Origin of the sequence: Bacillus sp. FSL K6-3431 (genome assembly GCF_038002605.1) — a bacterium.
Lineage (GTDB): Bacteria > Bacillota > Bacilli > Bacillales > Bacillaceae_C > Lederbergia.
Genome location: NZ_JBBOCT010000001.1, coordinates 939,182 through 958,062, shown reverse-complemented (window position 1 = coordinate 958,062; position 18,881 = coordinate 939,182). Strand labels below are relative to the sequence as shown.

The 18,881-nt window shown below is 37.5% G+C and carries 20 protein-coding genes; 15 read left to right on the top strand and 5 right to left on the bottom strand.

Translation table 11 applies throughout. The annotated features are described in order from the left end of the window. Positions 1–58 precede the first annotated feature (58 nt). From cysK to rpsI, 8 genes are all read left to right on the top strand, one after another. On the top strand, positions 59–1,000 hold the full coding sequence (cysK, locus tag MHB53_RS04855) for a cysteine synthase A (protein ID WP_340924475.1): 942 nt from the start codon (positions 59–61) through the stop codon (positions 998–1,000). Between the two features lie 103 nt (positions 1,001–1,103). Continuing rightward, complete coding sequence (locus MHB53_RS04850; protein ID WP_340916017.1) at positions 1,104–1,946, top strand: ABC transporter ATP-binding protein; 843 nt, start codon at positions 1,104–1,106, stop codon at positions 1,944–1,946. Continuing rightward, on the top strand, positions 1,879–2,637 hold the full coding sequence (locus MHB53_RS04845; protein WP_340916016.1) for an ABC transporter permease: 759 nt from the start codon (positions 1,879–1,881) through the stop codon (positions 2,635–2,637). The genes MHB53_RS04850 and MHB53_RS04845 overlap by 68 nt, the downstream gene beginning before the upstream one ends. 35 nt (positions 2,638–2,672) lie before the next feature. Then, complete coding sequence (locus tag MHB53_RS04840; protein ID WP_340916015.1) at positions 2,673–3,671, top strand: aliphatic sulfonate ABC transporter substrate-binding protein; 999 nt, start codon at positions 2,673–2,675, stop codon at positions 3,669–3,671. 388 nt (positions 3,672–4,059) lie between these two features. Further along, the gene (locus MHB53_RS04835) at positions 4,060–4,449 is read left to right on the top strand and encodes a glyoxalase superfamily protein (protein ID WP_340916014.1); all 390 of its coding nucleotides are present in this window, start codon (positions 4,060–4,062) and stop codon (positions 4,447–4,449) included. A 122-nt stretch (positions 4,450–4,571) separates the two neighbouring features. Next, positions 4,572–5,477, top strand: a complete 906-nt coding sequence (metA, locus tag MHB53_RS04830) for a homoserine O-acetyltransferase MetA (protein WP_340916013.1) — start codon at positions 4,572–4,574, stop codon at positions 5,475–5,477. Positions 5,478–5,552: 75 nt separating this feature from the next. Next, complete coding sequence (locus MHB53_RS04825; protein ID WP_340916012.1) at positions 5,553–5,855, top strand: hypothetical protein; 303 nt, start codon at positions 5,553–5,555, stop codon at positions 5,853–5,855. 40 nt (positions 5,856–5,895) lie between these two features. After that, a complete protein-coding gene (gene rpsI / locus MHB53_RS26255; RefSeq protein ID WP_404818399.1) occupies positions 5,896–5,961 on the top strand; it encodes a 30S ribosomal protein S9 in 66 nt (21 codons plus the stop codon). Positions 5,962–6,216: 255 nt separating this feature from the next. Here the strand turns inward: rpsI and MHB53_RS04820 are convergent, their stop codons facing one another. Next, on the bottom strand, positions 6,217–7,725 hold the full coding sequence (locus MHB53_RS04820; protein WP_340916011.1) for a multicopper oxidase family protein: 1,509 nt from the start codon (positions 7,723–7,725) through the stop codon (positions 6,217–6,219). 61 nt (positions 7,726–7,786) lie between these two features. Next, positions 7,787–8,419 (bottom strand): nitrite reductase, encoded by a 633-nt coding sequence (locus MHB53_RS04815; protein WP_340916010.1) that lies wholly within the window; start codon positions 8,417–8,419, stop codon positions 7,787–7,789. A gap of 567 nt (positions 8,420–8,986) precedes the next feature. On the opposite strand from MHB53_RS04815, the gene MHB53_RS04810 reads away from it, so the two are divergent. The 7 genes from MHB53_RS04810 to MHB53_RS04780 all read left to right on the top strand — a co-directional run bounded on the left by MHB53_RS04810 (position 8,987) and on the right by MHB53_RS04780 (position 16,139). Next, positions 8,987–9,934 carry a cation diffusion facilitator family transporter gene (locus MHB53_RS04810; RefSeq protein WP_340916009.1) on the top strand — a complete coding sequence of 316 codons (948 nt, stop codon included), beginning with the start codon at positions 8,987–8,989 and terminating at the stop codon, positions 9,932–9,934. A 255-nt stretch (positions 9,935–10,189) separates the two neighbouring features. Further along, positions 10,190–10,882, top strand: coding sequence for a hypothetical protein (locus MHB53_RS04805; protein WP_340916008.1), 693 nt, complete (start codon positions 10,190–10,192; stop codon positions 10,880–10,882). A gap of 41 nt (positions 10,883–10,923) precedes the next feature. Further along, positions 10,924–11,199: a glutaredoxin family protein gene (locus tag MHB53_RS04800; protein ID WP_340916007.1), complete on the top strand. Its 276-nt coding sequence runs from the start codon at positions 10,924–10,926 to the stop codon at positions 11,197–11,199. A gap of 107 nt (positions 11,200–11,306) precedes the next feature. Next, entirely contained in the window at positions 11,307–11,594 is a 288-nt protein-coding gene (locus tag MHB53_RS04795) for a metal-sensitive transcriptional regulator (RefSeq protein ID WP_340916006.1), read from the top strand. Positions 11,595–11,670: 76 nt separating this feature from the next. After that, positions 11,671–11,871: a copper chaperone CopZ gene (gene copZ / locus MHB53_RS04790; protein WP_340916005.1), complete on the top strand. Its 201-nt coding sequence runs from the start codon at positions 11,671–11,673 to the stop codon at positions 11,869–11,871. 132 nt (positions 11,872–12,003) lie between these two features. Beyond that, positions 12,004–14,415, top strand: coding sequence for a heavy metal translocating P-type ATPase (locus MHB53_RS04785; protein WP_340916004.1), 2,412 nt, complete (start codon positions 12,004–12,006; stop codon positions 14,413–14,415). Positions 14,416–15,125: 710 nt separating this feature from the next. Next, complete coding sequence (locus MHB53_RS04780; RefSeq protein ID WP_340916003.1) at positions 15,126–16,139, top strand: aminoglycoside phosphotransferase family protein; 1,014 nt, start codon at positions 15,126–15,128, stop codon at positions 16,137–16,139. Between the two features lie 51 nt (positions 16,140–16,190). Here the strand turns inward: MHB53_RS04780 and MHB53_RS04775 are convergent, their stop codons facing one another. The 3 genes from MHB53_RS04775 to MHB53_RS04765 all read right to left on the bottom strand — a co-directional run bounded on the left by MHB53_RS04775 (position 16,191) and on the right by MHB53_RS04765 (position 18,768). Next, positions 16,191–16,799, bottom strand: a complete 609-nt coding sequence (locus tag MHB53_RS04775) for a 3D domain-containing protein (protein WP_340916002.1) — start codon at positions 16,797–16,799, stop codon at positions 16,191–16,193. 798 nt (positions 16,800–17,597) lie between these two features. Then, on the bottom strand, positions 17,598–17,927 hold the full coding sequence (locus MHB53_RS04770; protein ID WP_340916001.1) for a S26 family signal peptidase: 330 nt from the start codon (positions 17,925–17,927) through the stop codon (positions 17,598–17,600). A 496-nt stretch (positions 17,928–18,423) separates the two neighbouring features. Then, complete coding sequence (locus MHB53_RS04765) at positions 18,424–18,768, bottom strand: hypothetical protein (RefSeq protein WP_340916000.1); 345 nt, start codon at positions 18,766–18,768, stop codon at positions 18,424–18,426. Positions 18,769–18,881 lie beyond the last annotated feature (113 nt).

Genomic DNA, 18,881 nt, shown 5'->3' with positions numbered 1-18,881 from the left:
TTTAGGTTTGCTATAATGGAACTTACGTTTAAGTAAAAGAAGGGCGGGAATGATGATCATGAAAATCGTAGACAACATTGCTGATTTAATAGGGAATACACCTTTAGTAAGGCTTAATAAACTTCCCGATCAGAATGGTGCTGAAATATATGTAAAACTTGAATATTTTAATCCAAGCCGCAGTGTAAAGGATAGGGCGGCATATAATATGATTGTTGAAGCTGAAAAATCGGGTCTTCTAACTGCTGGAGCTACTATTATTGAGCCAACATCGGGAAATACAGGAATCGGTTTGGCAATGAATGCAGCAGCAAGAGGATATCACTCCATCATCGTGATGCCTGATTCTGCTACAGCAGAACGCATCAATATTTTAAAAGCATATGGTGCCGAAGTGGTACTCACACCAAATGAGGAAAAGATGCCTGGAGCTATCAAAAAGGCACAAGAGATCGCAGCTAAAACACCAAATAGCTTTGTACCAATGCAGTTTGAAAATGAAGCGAATTCTGATATCCATCGCACAACGACAGCACCAGAAATTATCGAGGCAATGGAAATGAACGGTAAAAAATTAGCCGCTTTTATTGGAACTTCTGGAACGGGAGGTACAATTACTGGTACGGGTGAGACTTTAAAGGAATATGATCCTTCGATTACAGTTCATGTCGTCGAACCAGCTGGATCTCCAGTATTATCAGGAGGAAAGCCTGGTAAACATAAGTTAGTTGGAACGAGCCCAGGATTCATTCCTTCCATATTAAATACATCAGTATATGATGAAATTATCCAAATTGAAGATGATCAAGCATATAGTACTGTGCGAAACTTGGCAGCGAAAGAGGGAATGTTACTAGGACCTTCAGGTGGTGCTTCAGTCTATGCTGCGTTACAAGTAGCTAAACGATTATCCCCAGGTCAAACAGTTGTATGTATTGCACCAGATACTGGAGAAAGATATTTATCAAGTGATTTATTTAGACAAACTGAACGCCCTTGAACAAGGGGGTTCTACATTTTTTTGTTTTATAGTTGACTAAAACAATGGGATTAATCATAATGAGTAATATGCTCATAGCAGACTATGTTTTTGGGGTGAAGAAATGTATTTATCAATCGATGGAATAAATAAAAGTTTTAAAGATGAGAAGAATCAAACAGTTATAGTATTAGACGGCATCGACATGCATGTTGATAAAGGTAGCTTTGTTTCAATCGTAGGGCCTTCAGGCTGTGGGAAATCTACATTGCTTTATCTCATTGCGGGTCTAGAGAAGGCAGATCAAGGGAGAATCACCATACAGGGAAAAGAAGTAAAAAAACCGGGTCCCGATCGTGTCGTTGTTTTTCAGGAAGCAGGATTATTTCCTTGGCTTACTGTACTTGAAAATGTTACTTACGGATTATATTTGAAAAAAATGACAAAAGCAGAAGCGAATGCTAAAGCAATCGATATATTAAAGATGGTTCATCTCAGCAAATATATTAATGCATACCCACATCAACTATCTGGTGGTATGAAACAAAGGGTAGCCATTGCCCGCGCACTAGTCATGGAGCCAGACATTTTACTTATGGATGAACCATTTTCTGCGCTTGATGAGCAAACAAGAATGGTCTTGCATAAAGAACTGCTAGATATTTGGAGAAAAACGAAAGTAACGATCTTTTTTGTTACACATAATATTCGTGAAGCTGTTTTACTATCAGAAAAAGTGGTCGTTTTCGCAACTCGTCCTGGAAAAATTAAAGATGTTATAACTATTCCAACGACGAAAGATGGTGTCATGCCAGACACTGTGACACTTCATACGGAACAAAGAATATTATCGATATTGCAAGATGAAATCGAAAAAGTGTTAAAGGAGGAGATGGGTGATGACTACAGCTTTAAGACGGATCATATTCATCGCAATGATAGCGGCGATATGGGAAGTCACATCTAGATTCTCAGGTCTCCCGGATTTCATGTTTCCGCGGTTGGCTCAAATATTCGAAACATTGTTCAATGGATTGATTAACGGACAAATTACAGCGGCTATCGGGAAAAGCTTTAGTAGAATTTTAATTGGTTTTTCCGTTGCTATTATTCTAGGTGTTATCATGGGTTACTTTATCTGGAGATTCAAAATAGTTGAAGATACGCTTGGTTTTTTAGTAACCGCACTTCAATCGATTCCAAGCATTGTCTGGTTTCCACTTGCGATTATCTGGTTTGGACTAAATGATTTCGCTATTTTGTTTATCGTTACCATTGGTGCAACATGGACGATGACAATCAGTGCAACGAGCGGATTTAAAAATGTTCCACAGCTATACCAGCGAGTGGCGAAGACGTTTGGCTCAAGCGGATTCCATTTTCTTCGAACCGTCATTATGCCAGCATCCGTTCCACAACTACTTTCCGGTTTACGGATTGCGTGGGCATTTTCTTGGAGAGCATTAATGGCTGGGGAATTACTTGGTGCAGGTGGAGGTCTAGGGCAGCTGCTAGAAACAGGCAGATCCCTCGGTCAAATGGATCTTGTTATTTCCGTCATGATTATTATTGCTGTAATCGGAACAATTATGGATAATGTAGTATTTATGCGTTTGGAACGATCTGTTCAAACGAAGTGGGGAGTCAATCAGCAGTAAATATAGTGAAATAAGATAAAGGGAGAGAATGTATCATGTTGAAAAAAACAATGCTCGGTGTCATCGCTATATTATTTATCGGAATTTTAGGAGCATGTGCACAAGGTGAAAATGCAGGTGATAAAAAAGATGGCAAGCAAACGGTGAAAATCGGTTATTTTCCAAACTTAACACATATAGCTACAATCGTTGCACTTGAAAATGACTATTTTAAAGAAGAGTTTGGTGCTGATGTAAAAATAGAAACAAAGACTGTGAGTAATGGTGGGTTATTTATGGAGGCCATGACAACAAAGGCAATTGATGTCGGAACAGTCGGTCCAGGTCCATTGCTTAATTTTTACGTGAAAAATCCGAAGTTTCATATTATATCTGGAGCAGTTAATGGAGGCGCAGTGCTTGTTGCAAGCGAAGGCAGCAACATTGAAAAATTAGAGGATCTAGATGGAAAAAGAGTAGCCATTCCTGTTATAGGGAGCACTCAGGATGTTATGTTGAGAAAAGCATTGCAAACTGTTAATTTGAAAGCGAAAGAAAATGGTGGAACAGTTGAATTATTCGCAGCAGCACCAGCAGATACTGCGACATTATTTGTTCAAAAATCAGTTGATGCAGCTGCGACACAAGAACCATGGGGAAACATTCTTGAAACACAGGCAAACGGGAAACTACTGCTTGACTGGGATCAATTTGCCTGGGGAAAAGAATCAACAAATACAGTTGTAGCTGCAAGTGACGCATTTTTAGAAAATGAACAGCTTGTTGACTCCTATATAAAAGCACATAAAAAAGCAGTTTCCTTTATCCAAGAAAATCCAGAGGGAGCACAGGAATTAGTAATTAAGCATATTAAAGATTTAACTGGCAAAGAAATTAATAAAGAGGAAACAGCGGCGGCATTTAAAAGATTAGAGGTAACAACAGATGTAAATGAACAAGTCATTCAAGAAATGGCTGATATTAGTAAAGAAGCTGGCTATGTTCCAAGTAACGATATTGAAGGCATGATAGATTTATCGTATCTAAATAAATAAAAACAGGAGAAACAGGTATGTTAAATTTAACATACCTGTTTTTCCTTGTATGGAACTTTTTTTCGAAAGTTTCAATCGAGAAAGATGTTTATAATATCAGATATAGATAAATAATTAGTGGCTCCCATAGGTGGTGAGCGGGGGTTATGGTTGAGCGGCCAACAATCCCGCGAGTGGCTTGTACCCGAGGTTGAGTGGACAGTAACTCGTGAAAACTTAAGCAAAACATTAAAGTTGCACATACTCATTCATCAGATAACTAGCATGATAAATAATAGTAGGCCTATGCTTGGAAACAGGTATGTGAAGTTCAATATTACCTGTCCAAGTGGGCTTGTAAATGTTATGATGAGAATTAATACTTTTTTTATGAGAAGGAGATGAATGTATGAATCCCCAAGACGCTTTTATGAAAAGTGCTATCACAATATTGAGAATGTTTGATGAAGAAAAGGCAAAAGAGTTCTATGTTGAGTTTTTAGAATTTACGATAGATTGGGAACACAGATTTGAAGCCGGTATGCCGTTATACATGCAAATATCAAATGGTGATTGCATCATTCATCTTTCTGAACATCATGGTGATAGTAGTCCTGGAGTTGCTATTAGAATTGAAGTGGGAGATATTAAAGAGCTTCAATCTAAATTGCTTGCAAAAAATTATAAATACGCACGACCGGGTCTGGAAAATACGCCTTGGAATGCATTAGAATTATCTATCGATGACCCCTTTAAAAATAGAATCGTATTTTATCAAAGTATGGATAAAAAGGAATGAATACCTTGATTGCACCGGCATGTATGTAGATAAATAGAAAAGTGGAAAATCATAGTTGCCGTAATTCTCAAATAACTCTATAATGATTTGTATTAGTTTTTTTGTCGCGAGGAGGATTTATTTTGCCGATTAATATTCCAAAAGAAATGCCTGCAAGAGAAATATTAGAAAAAGAAAAAATATTTGTGATGGATGAAGAACGGGCAATTACCCAGGATATCCGCCCATTGGATATTCTTATTTTAAATTTAATGCCAGAAAAGCAAAAAACAGAAGTCCAATTGTTGCGGCTACTTGGAAATACGCCGTTACAACTAAATATATCTTTTGTCCATATGGAGACGCATGAATCGAAAAATACGAGCAAATCGCATCTCGATCAGTTTTATACGACATTTTCAGAGATCAAGGAGAAAAACTTTGATGGTTTGATCATTACAGGCGCTCCAATCGAGCATTTACCATTTGAACAGGTGAATTATTGGGATGAATTAAAAATGATCATGGAATGGTCTAAAAAACATGTAACCTCTACGATGCACATATGTTGGGGAGCGCAGGCTGCGTTATATCATCATTACAATATTGATAAATATGAACTCCCGGCGAAGGTATCAGGGATTTATGAGCATAGTATATCTGATCCAACTATTAAACTCGTACATGGTTTTGATGATATTTATTTGGCGCCACATTCTCGCTATACGGGTGTGGACCGTAGTGAAGTTGAGATTCATCCAGAATTAATATTGCTATCCAATGGAGGTGCAGGTCCCTTCATGATTATTTCAAAAGATGAAAAAAATATTATGCTCACTGGTCATCTTGAGTATGACACGACGACATTAGCAGAAGAATACGTTCGGGATCTAAATAAAGGTGTGGATATTTTACCACCTGAAAATTATTTTCCAAATGATGACCATACGAAGAAGCCAAGTAATACATGGCGCTCTCATAGCCATTTATTATTTTCCAATTGGTTGAATTACTATGTGTACCAACAAACGCCATTTAATTGGAATTAGAAAAACTGGTCAATAAATGGCCAGTTTTTCACTGCGAAGAGCTAATAAATAATAAAAGAGAGGAAGAGGATACATTTGTTTTGGAAAAATAAAAATCCTTATCAACAAGATGCTGATAAAGAAGATATAGATGCTTATTATAGTATTCTCATCCATTTTACTGCAAATCAGTCATATATATACTTATTAAAAAACGGTATGGTTAGGTTTAGTGAAGGAGGAGTAATTTCTTTTACTGATACTGATGGTATTGATGTGGAGATTACTGGTAATTGTATAGGGAAAAACGACTTTGAATCATTAAGAGCAGCAGAAGCATTTATTCAACGTTTTCAATTGGATAATCCTTTGCTTATAGAAATTAAACAACCTTTTTAATTCAGAAAAATTTTTCTATTTATTTTCCGGCTAATGTTGACTGAATGAACGTAAGAAATACGGTCTTAAAGGCGCTCGTCGTGCACCACAGTTCTCAAAACGTTAATCTTTATAAAAACATTGATATATCAACGTTTACAGGCTATCCCATTTATGGTGGGATAGCCTGTTTTTGCTTTGGTAAAGGTTAGTGAATGTAAAAGAGGTTCAACTATCGGTCGTTTTTATGGATATGGACTGCGTGTATTCTCCTTTTTATACATCGCAGCTGGAAACAACATCCCTAAGTCTCAATAAAGTCATGTACTTTTACGACTTATTATTAATCTGTATTAATTGATGTCCCAAAAGCAATAAATGTTTATTCCACCTTCACCTGTCCCATCATACCGTTGTCTTCATGTTCAAGAATATGACAATGGAACATATAAACACCCTTTTTCTTAAATTGAATCGCTATTTTTACCCTTTCGTCCGGTTTTATTGAAATGCTATCTTTCCAACTCTGTTCACTTTCAGCCGTCTCTTTTCCATCCCTTGAAATAATTTTAAATTGTGTCCCATGAATGTGGAACGGATGGATCATCCCGCCCATCATATCCGGTTTATTATAGATCTCCCATACTTCTGTAACACCTTGCTTTTGGGTGAAATCAATTCGATTTGGATCAAACTTCTTCCCATTGATTGTTACATGTTCCATCATGCCGAAGAGTTCTACTGTCTTTGTGACTGGCAAGTTCTTTTCTTCATCAGTCACTGAAAAATCATTTATCACACGTGGAATTTCACTCGTCGATCCGTTTTGACTAGTCACATCAAAAGGCAAAAGGATAGAGCCATCCTCATTGATTAGCGCAATATCATTAGCTGGTTTCAGCTTTGTGAAATCTATAATGATTTCGGCGCGTTCTGAAGGGGTCAGTGTTATTTCCTTCATGGATATTGGCTTATTTAAAAAACCACCGTCTGTTGCAATCTGAACAAAGGTGTCTCCTGTATTTAGTTTAAATGTGTAGTTTCTCGCATTCGATCCGTTTATTAATCGGAAGCGGATTTTCCCTTTATGTACGGTCAATTTTGGATTTACCGTTCCATTGATTAATAATGTATCACCGATTGTTCCATCACTGTTCATTATAGAATTGTAATTTAGTTGCTTGTTATCATCGAAAATACGATCTTGAAAAATTAATGGGATGTCATTCTTTCCATAGTCATTTGGCAAACGAAGGCTTTGCGAGTTTTCGTCCTCAATATAGAGTAAACCCGCAAGTCCTTGATAGACCTGAGAAGCAGTCTTCCCTGTAGGGTGGGGGTGAAACCATAGAGTCGCCGCTTCTTGATTGACCTTGAATTCAATGACTTTTTCTTCTTCAGGCTTAATCGGATCATGCGGCCCACCGTCTATATCTCCTGGCACTTCCAATCCGTGCCAATGAAAAGTTGTCTCCTCATCTAATTCATTTATCATTCTAATTTTAACCTTATCTCCTTTTTTCAAAGGAATCATCGGGCCTAAAAACGTTCCATTGTAGCCGTAAGTCTCTGTTTTTGTACCATCAAAAATTTCAGTTACCCCTTTTTGCGCTCGCACCGTGTATACTATTTCTCCATTGTGCTCACCTTTGAGTACTTGAGGAATTTTCAATTCATTTTCCCCTGTGGAATCGTGTAAACGCAACACGTCGTCATGATCCATATGTTCTCCCATCATGTAAGTGCCTGTTGCTGAATGGTCTACTGTATTGGTATCTTCCTTTGTTATTGGGTGCTCAACATGATTGTCATTGTTAGGATTATTGCTGCTGCATCCACCAATTATGGCAACACAACCTGTAATTACAGCAAACTTTATCATTAATCGCATAAATTATTTCGCCTCCTATTAGTGTTGTGAGCAAATATGAGAAAATAGATCGACCCTTTGATTAATGATTGATTTCTTGTCTAATCCAATCCACACCGAAACGATTAACAAATTTATAAAACGGCTCTCTTTTCTTACCATTTTCAGCATAGAAAGCAAGCACCTTATCGACTGCATCGTATAGTTCATCTGGATGGAGCTGTTCCAGTAAAAGAGAGCCTGTCTTCGCATATGATCCTTTGGAATTCCCTCCTATATATAAGTCATAGCCTTTCCGGGATTTGATGACGCCGATGTCATTGACAAGTGGTTCACCACAGCCGATTGGGCAACCAGTATAGGCTGGTCGAAGGGTGAAGGGGACATGCTTTCCTGCAATCCGCTTATTCAGCTCGATAGCAGTAGGCATTCCTTCTTCCTCGGCACCTTTACAAAAATTACAATGACGCAAGCTTTTCACGTAATTTCCGATCGGATAGCAGTAAAGCCCGACATCCTTGAATTTCATTTGAATAGATTCAACTTTACTCTCTAACACTTCAATATATAGTTGCTGGAATGTCGTTAATTCCAATTCCTGATCTTCTTCTAAATACTCGGCGAGGATCATTAATTGCTTTGCGTTTAATTTTGAGCCGAATGATATCCCTCCGTTGATAGCTAATTTCACTACTTTATTATCCAGTTGTTCCATGATAGTACACACCTTTCTTTTGAAGTAGTTATAAAGCTATAATATAATACCTATATAGGGTATGTAAAGAGGGGGGATGATTATTGATAATAATTATGCATAAAATATAGGATATGCATTTATTTATAAATTACTTAATACAAAAAAATAGGGGGGTAATGCATATTTTGTTGACATACACTAAAATGTAAATTAGTATATGAACATACTTTCATATAAGAGAATTTAAGATGAATGATTGGAGGGTAGTTGAAATGAAAAAGGAAAAAATATAGAGTAGCCTTTGGACGAAGAAAGAAACACTAATTGTCGTTTCTCAAATGTTCAAGGCATTAAGTGATTCGACGGGAATAGGGAATTTATTATGTCAAGATGAGAATTCGAAGAATGAGCTAAGACGTTTAATTTGAGCGATTCGTCCGTTTCTCATTAACAGTGGTTGTTTAGTGAAGTTCTGAAGAGAAGGAACGACGCTTTACTGTTCGGAGGACGATCATCATGTTATGAATTTATTGAAGCAGACGATTACATGCGACTCATAATTAATTACATGGAGGGGATATACAAATGGGACATGACCATGGACACGACTATACACATGGTGCGAATAAAAAAGTATTATTGATTTCCTTTTTAATCATTACTTCCTACATGATTGTGGAAGCGATCGGAGGGGTTTTGACGAACAGCCTTGCTCTCTTGGCAGATGCAGGCCATATGCTGAGCGATTCCATTTCGCTGGCAATCGCATTACTAGCATTTAAATTAGGGGAAAAGGTAGCAAGTAAAAGTAAGACATTCGGTTACAAGCGATTTGAGATTTTAGCGGCGGTATTAAACGGTGTGACATTGATCGTTATTGCTTTGTATATTTTCTATGAAGCCATTAAACGTTTTGCAAATCCGCCTGAAGTTGCGACGACAGGCATGCTGATCGTTAGTAGTATCGGATTGGCCGTCAATATTCTCGTCGCATGGATTATGATGCGCGGCGGAGACGTTGAAGAGAATTTAAATATGAAGGGAGCTTATCTCCATGTCATTAGTGATATGTTAGGTTCCATCGGGGCGATTGCCGCGGCGTTGCTTATGATGTTCTTCGGCTGGGGCTGGGCTGATCCGTTGGCGAGTGTCATCGTAGCAGCTCTTGTTTTACGCAGCGGTTACTTTGTATCGAAGTCTGGTCTCCATGTATTGATGGAAGGCGTACCCCAAAATGTTGACATGAATGAAATCATTCAGACAATCCTAAATGTAAATGGGGTCCAAAGTGTTCATGATTTACACGTTTGGTCTATTACGAGCGGATTAACCGCGCTCTCCTGCCACGCGGTTGTAGATGATCAAATGACGATAGGGGAAAGTGAGCAGTTGCTTCGTAACCTCGAACATGGCCTATTGCATCAAAATATTCATCACGCTACTATTCAATTAGAAACGTCTGCCCACCAGCACGACGATTCAGTTCTCTGCCAGGCGAAACCCGAATCATCAGGCGACCATCAGCATTATTAAGACAATCAGTGATCGGCGGCAATGCTTCGGTCACTGATTATTTGAGAATGAAACAAAATGCTTTACATACGGGGTAGAGGTATATTAATATGTAGATAAACGCCAATACCCGCTTCATTTTCGAGTAATCAGCCTCTAATGATTAATGAAAAGGAATTATGGGTATATATTTTTTATAAACTGTATACCCCTATGGTGTATAAGATTTTACGAATAGGGAACTATACAGGAAAGTTATTAAAGGAGGAATACTAGATGGATCATCATGCAGAACATCATAACCACCACCATCATCACCTTACAGTACAAGGAGAAAGTGAAGTGACAGCAAATGTCATGTACGAAGAGGGTGTCATTACAATTGAGTTGAAAGATCAACATGGAAACGCACCAGAATTAGGTATTTCCCATGAGAAAGAAATGCATTTAATTATAGTAAGTGCAGATTTAGAGGAATATTTTCATTGTCATCCCAAGAAACAAAGTGATGGCATTTATACTTTACAAAAAGAATTGGCGGATAACGAATACAAGGTATTTGTAGATATTGCCCCAGAAAATCTATCTTATACAGTTTCACCAATCGAGCTTCATGTTGGATATGCACATCAAAAGCACGGCACAAATGACCTATCTGTTGATACGGATTTCGTCAAAACTGTTGACGGTCATACTGTTGAATTAAAGGCCAATACTTTTGAAGTAGGTCAAGAAATCTCTTTACTGTTTGATTTAAAGGGAGAAACGCCTGAACCTTACTTAGGCGCTTTAGGACATGTCGTCATTTTAGATGAAAATGCCGAGAAATTTATCCATGTGCACCCGGCAGCGATGGACAAAACTCAATTTGATACTGTCCTGGCTGATGCCGGAAAATACAAACTTTGGACCGAGTTTCAATTTAATGGAAACGTGTATGTGTATTCATATGTCATTGAGGTTAAATGAATCATTCTTGACATCAATCCCATAATAAGAGGTGATGACTTATGAAAAATGCTCAATTTGAACTTTATACGAGGCCGACATGTTCGGATTGCCAAGAGGCAAAAGCCTTTCTTGCGGAAAACAATATTCCGTACATCGACTATGATCTATCGAAAGAACCGGAAAAAGAAAAAAAGCTTATTAAAGTAAGTGGTTCGCGGGTTGTGCCCGCATTCGTGTTTAAGCAAAAGTCGCTATTGGGAATCAGGAGCAAGCCGAAAGTATTGATCGGTTTTGAGCGGAATGAGGATGAAATTAAGAAGTTGTTGGCTGTTTAACAGCAAATGGACACAGTTGTTGTGTAGGACAATATCATTGCCCTTCTGATTCACAGGTGTTATTATAGGGGTACGGGGTATCCTGGAGAATTATGAGGGGTGACGATATGTCAGAAACGGAAAAGAAAACTGTCCAACCAAATAAGCAACAGCTTTTAAATCGGTTAAAACGAATAGAAGGACAAGTGAGAGGCGTTCATCAAATGATCGAAAATGATCGCTATTGTGTAGATATTCTACATCAAATCAGTGCCATCCAATCCGCGATGAACAAAGTTTCTCTAGCTTTATTAGAAGACCACACGCATCACTGTGTTGTAAATGCCATTAAAGGGCAAGACGGTGAGGCGGCCATACAAGAGCTTATGAGTGTCATGAAAACAATGACCAAATAAATATTAAATTTCACTTTATATACCGGTATAGGGTATGGTATATTGTGAGTAACAACTAAACAGGAGGTATTTTATCATGAAAGAAGTATTAAAAGTAGAAGGTATGTCTTGCGGTCATTGTGTAAATTCAATCGAGTCAAGTGTTGGCGAACTGAAAGGTGTTTCATCCGTTAAAGTAGCCCTTGCAAACAATGAAGTGACGGTTGAGTTCGACAATATAGAGACATTAAAAAAAATCAAAGAAACCATTGAAGATCAAGGATATGAAGTTGCTTGAAAAACAGTAATTTAGCATCTTCCGCTTACACCGCGTGGGGGTATAAAGCGGCTAAGAAGTGATTATACGTCAACCGTATAATCCTTCTTTTTTCAAAACAATATACCCCCACGTAGTATTGGAGGGATACAAATGGCTACTATAGAAAAAACCTTAAAGATTAACGGAATGACATGTGCGGCTTGTGCAAATCGGATTGAAAAAGGAGTATCTAAAATAGAAGGTGTCGAAAAGGCGAGTGTCAACTTTGCATTGGAAAGTTCCACAATTGTCTACGATCCGGAAAAAACGAACGTCAATGATTTTACAGCAAGGATTGAAAAATTGGGCTACGGCGTCATTCAGGATAAAGTCGAATTTGATATTTCGGGAATGACGTGCGCAGCATGTGCGACGAAAATTGAAAAGCGCATTAATAAGATGGAAGGTGTTTCAAGCGCTTCGGTCAATTTCGCAATTGAAACGCTCACTGTCGATTATGATAGCAGTCAAACGAACCAGAATGAAATGATGGCTAATGTGAAGAAAATGGGCTATGAATTGATTCCAAAAACGGACGGCAAGGAAAAGATGGACCATAAAGAACAGGAAATCAAGAAGCAAACTCGAAAGTTCCTGTTCTCTGCGATATTGACCCTCCCATTGTTATGGACGATGGTCGCGCATTTCGAATTCCTTTCTTTCTTATACTTGCCGCACTTTTTGATGAATCCATGGTTACAGTTGGCTCTTGCGACACCAATCCAATTCATCGTCGGTGCACAGTTTTACAAAGGAGCATATACCGCTTTACGAAATAAAAGTGCCAACATGGACGTTTTAGTCGCACTCGGTACAAGTGCTGCTTATTTTTACAGCTTATATTTGAGCTTCGAATGGATGAAAGCAGGTAGTGTTGGAGAACCAGAACTATATTTTGAAGCGTCTGCCGTCATCCTTACACTTATTGTACTTGGTAAATTATTTGAGGTGCGTGCCAAAGGGAAAACGAGCCAGGCTATTCAGAAATTGCTCGGTCTGCAAGCGAAAACTGCACGCGTATTAAAAGATGGTATTGAGCTGGAAGTAACGATTGAAGAAGTAGTGGCAGGAGATATTATCCTTGTGAAGCCGGGCGAACAGATTCCAGTCGATGGAGAAATCATCTCTGGTCAATCGGCAATTGATGAATCGATGATCACAGGAGAAAGTATTCCTGTCGATAAAGTTGTTGGGGCCCCTGTTATTGGTGCAACAATTAATAAGAACGGATCGTTACAAATTAAAGCAACTAAAATTGGAAAAGACAGCGCGTTATCGCAAATTGTCAAAGTCGTTGAGGAAGCGCAAGGATCGAAAGCAGAAATTCAGCGTTTGGCAGATAAAATCTCTGGCATCTTCGTCCCAATCGTTGTCGGTATCGCGATTTTGACGTTCTTTATCTGGTATTTTGTCGTAACGCCAGGCGATTTTAGATCATCACTCATCCCGACTATTTCCATACTTGTCATTGCATGTCCGTGTGCGTTAGGATTGGCAACACCGACATCCATCATGGCAGGTTCCGGTAGAGCTGCTGAAATGGGCATGCTCTTTAAAGGCGGGGAGCACCTTGAAAATACGCGTTCAATTGACACAGTCGTGTTGGATAAAACGGGAACGGTTACGAAAGGTGCACCTGCATTGACAGACGTCATCTTATCGGAAGGATTTTCAGAACAGGATGTTTTGCAATTGGTTGCTTCAGCTGAAAATCAATCCGAACATCCATTGGCACAAGCAATTGTAACGGGTGTCAAAGAAAAAGGAATCGAATTGATCGAACCAGAAGCGTTCCATGCACTCCCTGGATACGGAATTGAAGCAGAAGTCGCCGGAAAACAAGTGCTTGCCGGTACAAGGAAACTAATGCACAGCCGGGACGTGGCTCTTCACAGCATTGAATTCACAATGGAGAAAATGGAAAATGAAGGGAAAACAGCGATGCTTATCGCAATCAATGGGAAGCTTGCGGGCGTCGTGGCAGTTGCAGACACTGTGAAAGAAACATCCAAACAGGCAATCGAAAGAATGCTGGAACTCGGATTGGATGTCATTATGCTGACGGGTGACAATCAGCATACGGCTGAAGCAATCGGACGACAAGTCGGATTGAGCCATGTCATCGCAGAGGTTCTTCCGGAACAGAAAAGCGAGGAAATTAAGAAATTGCAAGCGCAAGGTAAAAAAGTGGCCATGGTCGGAGATGGTATTAATGACGCGCCGGCGCTCGCCATTGCGGATATTGGAATGGCGATTGGTACCGGAACAGATATTGCCATTGAAGCGGCTGACATTACCCTCATGCGTGGGGACTTAAACAGCGTAGCGGACGCTATCATCATGAGCCGAAAAACGATGCGCAACATTAAGCAGAATCTATTTTTTGCTTTCTTCTATAATACAATCGGTATTCCGGTTGCTGCACTTGGCTTGTTAGCCCCTTGGGTAGCCGGAGCAGCTATGGCATTCAGTTCAGTATCCGTCGTCTTGAATGCGTTAAGGCTTCAAAGGGTTAAGCTGTAATAAATCAAAAACACATCTATCATTAAACTAAAAAGAGCCTCTCTCCGATCTGTGAGGGAGGCTTGCTTGTTATTTAACTTGTAATCTTCCTCTTGTTTATTTCGTTGAGTATTCAGCTTAAGTAACTACGCCAGTAACGAGCTTGGCGGCAAAATAACAATATCCCAGAAATTGTTGGAATAGACCTTTGTGAACAATTGTTGCACCAAGCACAAACTTTTCAACGAACTATTATATCTGGCCTTATTTCAGAACTTCAACGGTTAAAAGACGGAATATTCAAATTAACAGATTCCGTGGGAGATACACTATGCATGAACAATCGACCTCGCTTTCGGCGGTGCGTCATGAAGCCTATCAGGTTGGATATAGACACGGAGCGCTTCGAAAACAACAACCTTTACTAATTCGGTAGAATTTAAAGAGAGGCGTGTATTAATACCGCCAATGGCAATATTCAACACATCATGAAGGATTAAAATAAAAAATAGTTATGCTGTGAAAAGATTTTGTAAGTGAATGTAATTTGCATAAAGTGAATGTATTGAATATAATCTGACTGTAAACGCATAAAAGTTTAGAGAAGATGGTAGAAACCAAGCCAACCTCTCTAAAAATTCATAGAGTTTTAAGACTTTTTTATCAATCTATATCAATTGATGTTCAACAGGCACAAAAGAATCAAAAAAATGTTGAGAGGGGAGAAATGGATGAAGACTGATAATAGTCTAATAGATACAAGTAAACTATTGGCATGTATCAATGATACTTTTACCATTGGCGATATGTCATTGATAAGATTCATCCCTAAAGGGGAAGAAGGATATTGTTATTATATAGAGGGAGAAGCAGGGGAGTGTTATTTTGTTAAGGCGCTCCATATTCAACCCCATCTAGAGGAAGCATTAACAATGATCCAACGTTTAAATGGAGACCATGGAAAAAGTTATATTCTACCTCCCCTCAAAACACGTAAAGGAAAATGCTCCGTACTTTTTGATTCATATCAAATATCCATTTATCCTTTTGTACATGGCGAGTCACTCTATGAATGTGAAATAACGAAAGAAAATAGAAGCTACCTTGCAAAGATAATGGCAGACTTTCACAGTATAGATACTAATACTTTCAAGAAGCTACCTAGAGAAACTTTTAATAATCCCTTCGAAAAAAACATTCTACATCTATTAGCTATGGCGAAAAACGGGAAATGTGATACAACGCACTATAAACAATCTGTAAGAGATTTATTAATACAAGAAACAGACGAAATTCAGGCTACATTAACAAAAATGAGAAGTATGCAAAAAGAATTGCTGACGCTTCCCATGCAAACGGCTATTACTCATGGAGATCCGAATTATGCAAACATCATGAGAGATTTACAAGGAGAGCTTTATTTGATTGATTTTGCTGATATAGGCATTGGTCCTGTCGAACGTGATTTAATGGCTTTTGTTGAGGATAATCATTTTGGCTCATTTCTATCCATCTATGTAAAAGATCGTCCACAAACGAAACTTCACATAGAAATCTTTGAATTTTATTTATATCGTTGGTGTCTACAAGAGATATCAGATTATTCATCGCAGATTTTAGAAGGAAGAACAGGTGAGGTAGAAAATGAACATGCGTGGATGGAATTACAAGCATATTTGCCAATCCCTCACGCTGAAATGATGCAAAGACTTTGGAAAATAGATGAAGACATAAAAAGCTTTTAACAAAAACAAACCCAGATGCTAGTCAGCCATCTGGGTTTGTTTGTTTTTCTACTATCGATAAACTTTAATTTTTACTGTTTTTACGCCCCAATTTAATGCTTTCTTTTTAGTTGGCATATGTAAGTCAATTTTCTTCCCTTTGATGGCGCCGCCTGTATCGCCTGCTATAGCTTCACCATAGCCTTCTACATAAACTTTTGTCCCCAGCGGAATCATTTTCGGGTCTACAGAAATGACTTTCGCATTAGGATTTTTCTTTAAGTTAATACCAGTAGCAGTAATTCCACTGCAGCCTTTACAGCCAGCTGTGTAAGCGGTGGCTTTCACTGTCATTGTTTTATATGTAGCTTTTTTAGGTGCTGTAACTTTCTTTTTTGGTGTAACAGCTTTTTTCACCGGGGCTTTTTTAGCTATTACCTTTTTCTTTGCCGTTGTTTTAGGTTTAGCAATCTTTAAAACCTGCTTCGGCTTGATTAAATCCTTTTTAAGTCCATTCCAGCTTTTTAATTGGCTAACAGTTACTTTATGTTTAGTGGCAATTTTCCACAATGAGTCACCTTTTTGTACTTTGTATGTAGTAGGCGCCGCAGCCGATGAGACATCTGAAAACCCAAATACTAGAAAACAAGCTGTAATCATAGTAATTACTATCTTTTTCAAATCAATAGTCTCCTTTATTTTTAATCATAGGGATATTATACCAGTTGAATGTAACAGTTATATTTCACTAGAATGGTAATTATGTTACGAAATATAACAATTTGATAGAAAAGATAGATTGAATCATATATTTAATACTTAACAATCTCGTGTAAATACTATATTACTCAACTTTCACAGTGGGAAAGCACAATTTATAATATAAAAAATAACTCCTCTGGAAATTCATACTAAACTCACACATTAATGTTATATTTTTAATAATAGACACGCTAACAATAACCTAATTAAAGGACTTCTCATTTCATATACCTAGACATAGTAGTTCTTTCACTGTAATAAATATGTATAGCCTTTTAAGACTAACATTATAAAAATAAATTAGTAAACAAAGAATTCAAAAAGGAGATGCGGGGAACACATCAGACGCTTATTCAAACGATCAAGTATACGCGCGTTTATTTAAATAATGGAAAAAGGATTTAGTTTTATATAGTATCTAGCCCAATGACATAGGAGACTTTTTATGAAAAACACCTTGTCAGCGTTTAGAAATCGCTGATAAGGTGTTAACTAGAAAGATATTTTTAAACAATAGAAAATGCTTCAAATAATATTCAAACGTTTTGACATTACTAAACGTCATTTTTTATACCCTAATACCTTTCCTTTCACCTTATCTATTGGCAAAACACCATAATCCTTACTATCTATTCCCCTCCACCAATTGTAGACTAATACAAAAACAGTATTTTCGGTAACCTGCACAGGTTTCATATTAGTAGTGAAATATTCTTTTCAATACTCATCATTTACCCAATTAACTGGATCGGCTTTTTCAAAATACGTTTCTTCTTCCATACCTGTGAATAAGGCTTTTGAATAGAAAGTATCCAGCTTTTTGTCATCAATATATACTTGACCTTCTCTAATTTCTACCATTTCTCCTTGCAGAGCAACAACCCTTGCGATACTATACTCTGAAGGAGTGAAATCTGGATTACTTTCAAGAGAGAAATCAGGTGTTTGATAGTAAATTACTTCCCCACGGTTTATATTTGAAAAATCGGGATCAATCACTAATTCACTATTGTATTGAAAAGAATAATCGTGATTTCCTCGATCCATTGAATCCTCACCCCATTCTACAAGAAGCGCATTTTCAGGCATGTCTATTGATTTGACCTCTGGTTTTGTATACAAATCTTTAAGTATTTCTGTATCTGTTGAAACTGAAGAACATGCCACTTATAAAAGAGCAATACCAAGTATCGAAAATTTTTTCAAGGTCATCATCTCCTTATATATATATGTGGTATACAAGTATCATCCATAATCCTTGTTTTATTATGAATATTCAGTTAATTAAATTGAAGAAGGAAAGTTTATAAATAAACAGCTGCCTTTTGACAATCGGGCTGTTTTATAAAATGCAGTTGTAAAGAAGATGAAACTATTTTGACTTATCGCAATAAGAAGAAGTTGTTCCCTTTCATAAGTATCTGGAAAGTGATTACCTATACCTGTTTAACTTGATGGCAAAGGGTTAATAGAAGTTATTGAACTAATAAAAAAAGAGCATCACATGAGCTCTTTTTACTCATTTATAAATCATATGAAAGCATCAATGTAGTATTTCAAATGGATTAGATCTTTTTGGAATGATTCCAAATTTAGCGACTAAAAGTAGCAAAATAAAAATAAAGCAACTAAGGCTTGTGTTATTACTTGTGAAAAACGTAGTCGCTAACAGTCGTGATGCAACTAAAATATTTAAAGTATAGGCAATAATAAACCCTGCATACGAAACACAACATAGATAGTTTCCAATTAATGACCTTCTGTAATTTAAAAATACTGATTTATTTACATTTCTAATATTAAATGTATGTTGAATTTGTCTAATGAGACCATAGGCGAACCCGATAATCAGCATTACAACTACAAAGTAACTAAGTGTATCAACCATTATTTCACCCCAATTAAATTTTTTCCAAATTATTCTTTAATACTCATAGAATAAAAAAAGAAAAGTCTTTACATACCATTTATTATACAATAAAAGAAGGAAACTAAATACAA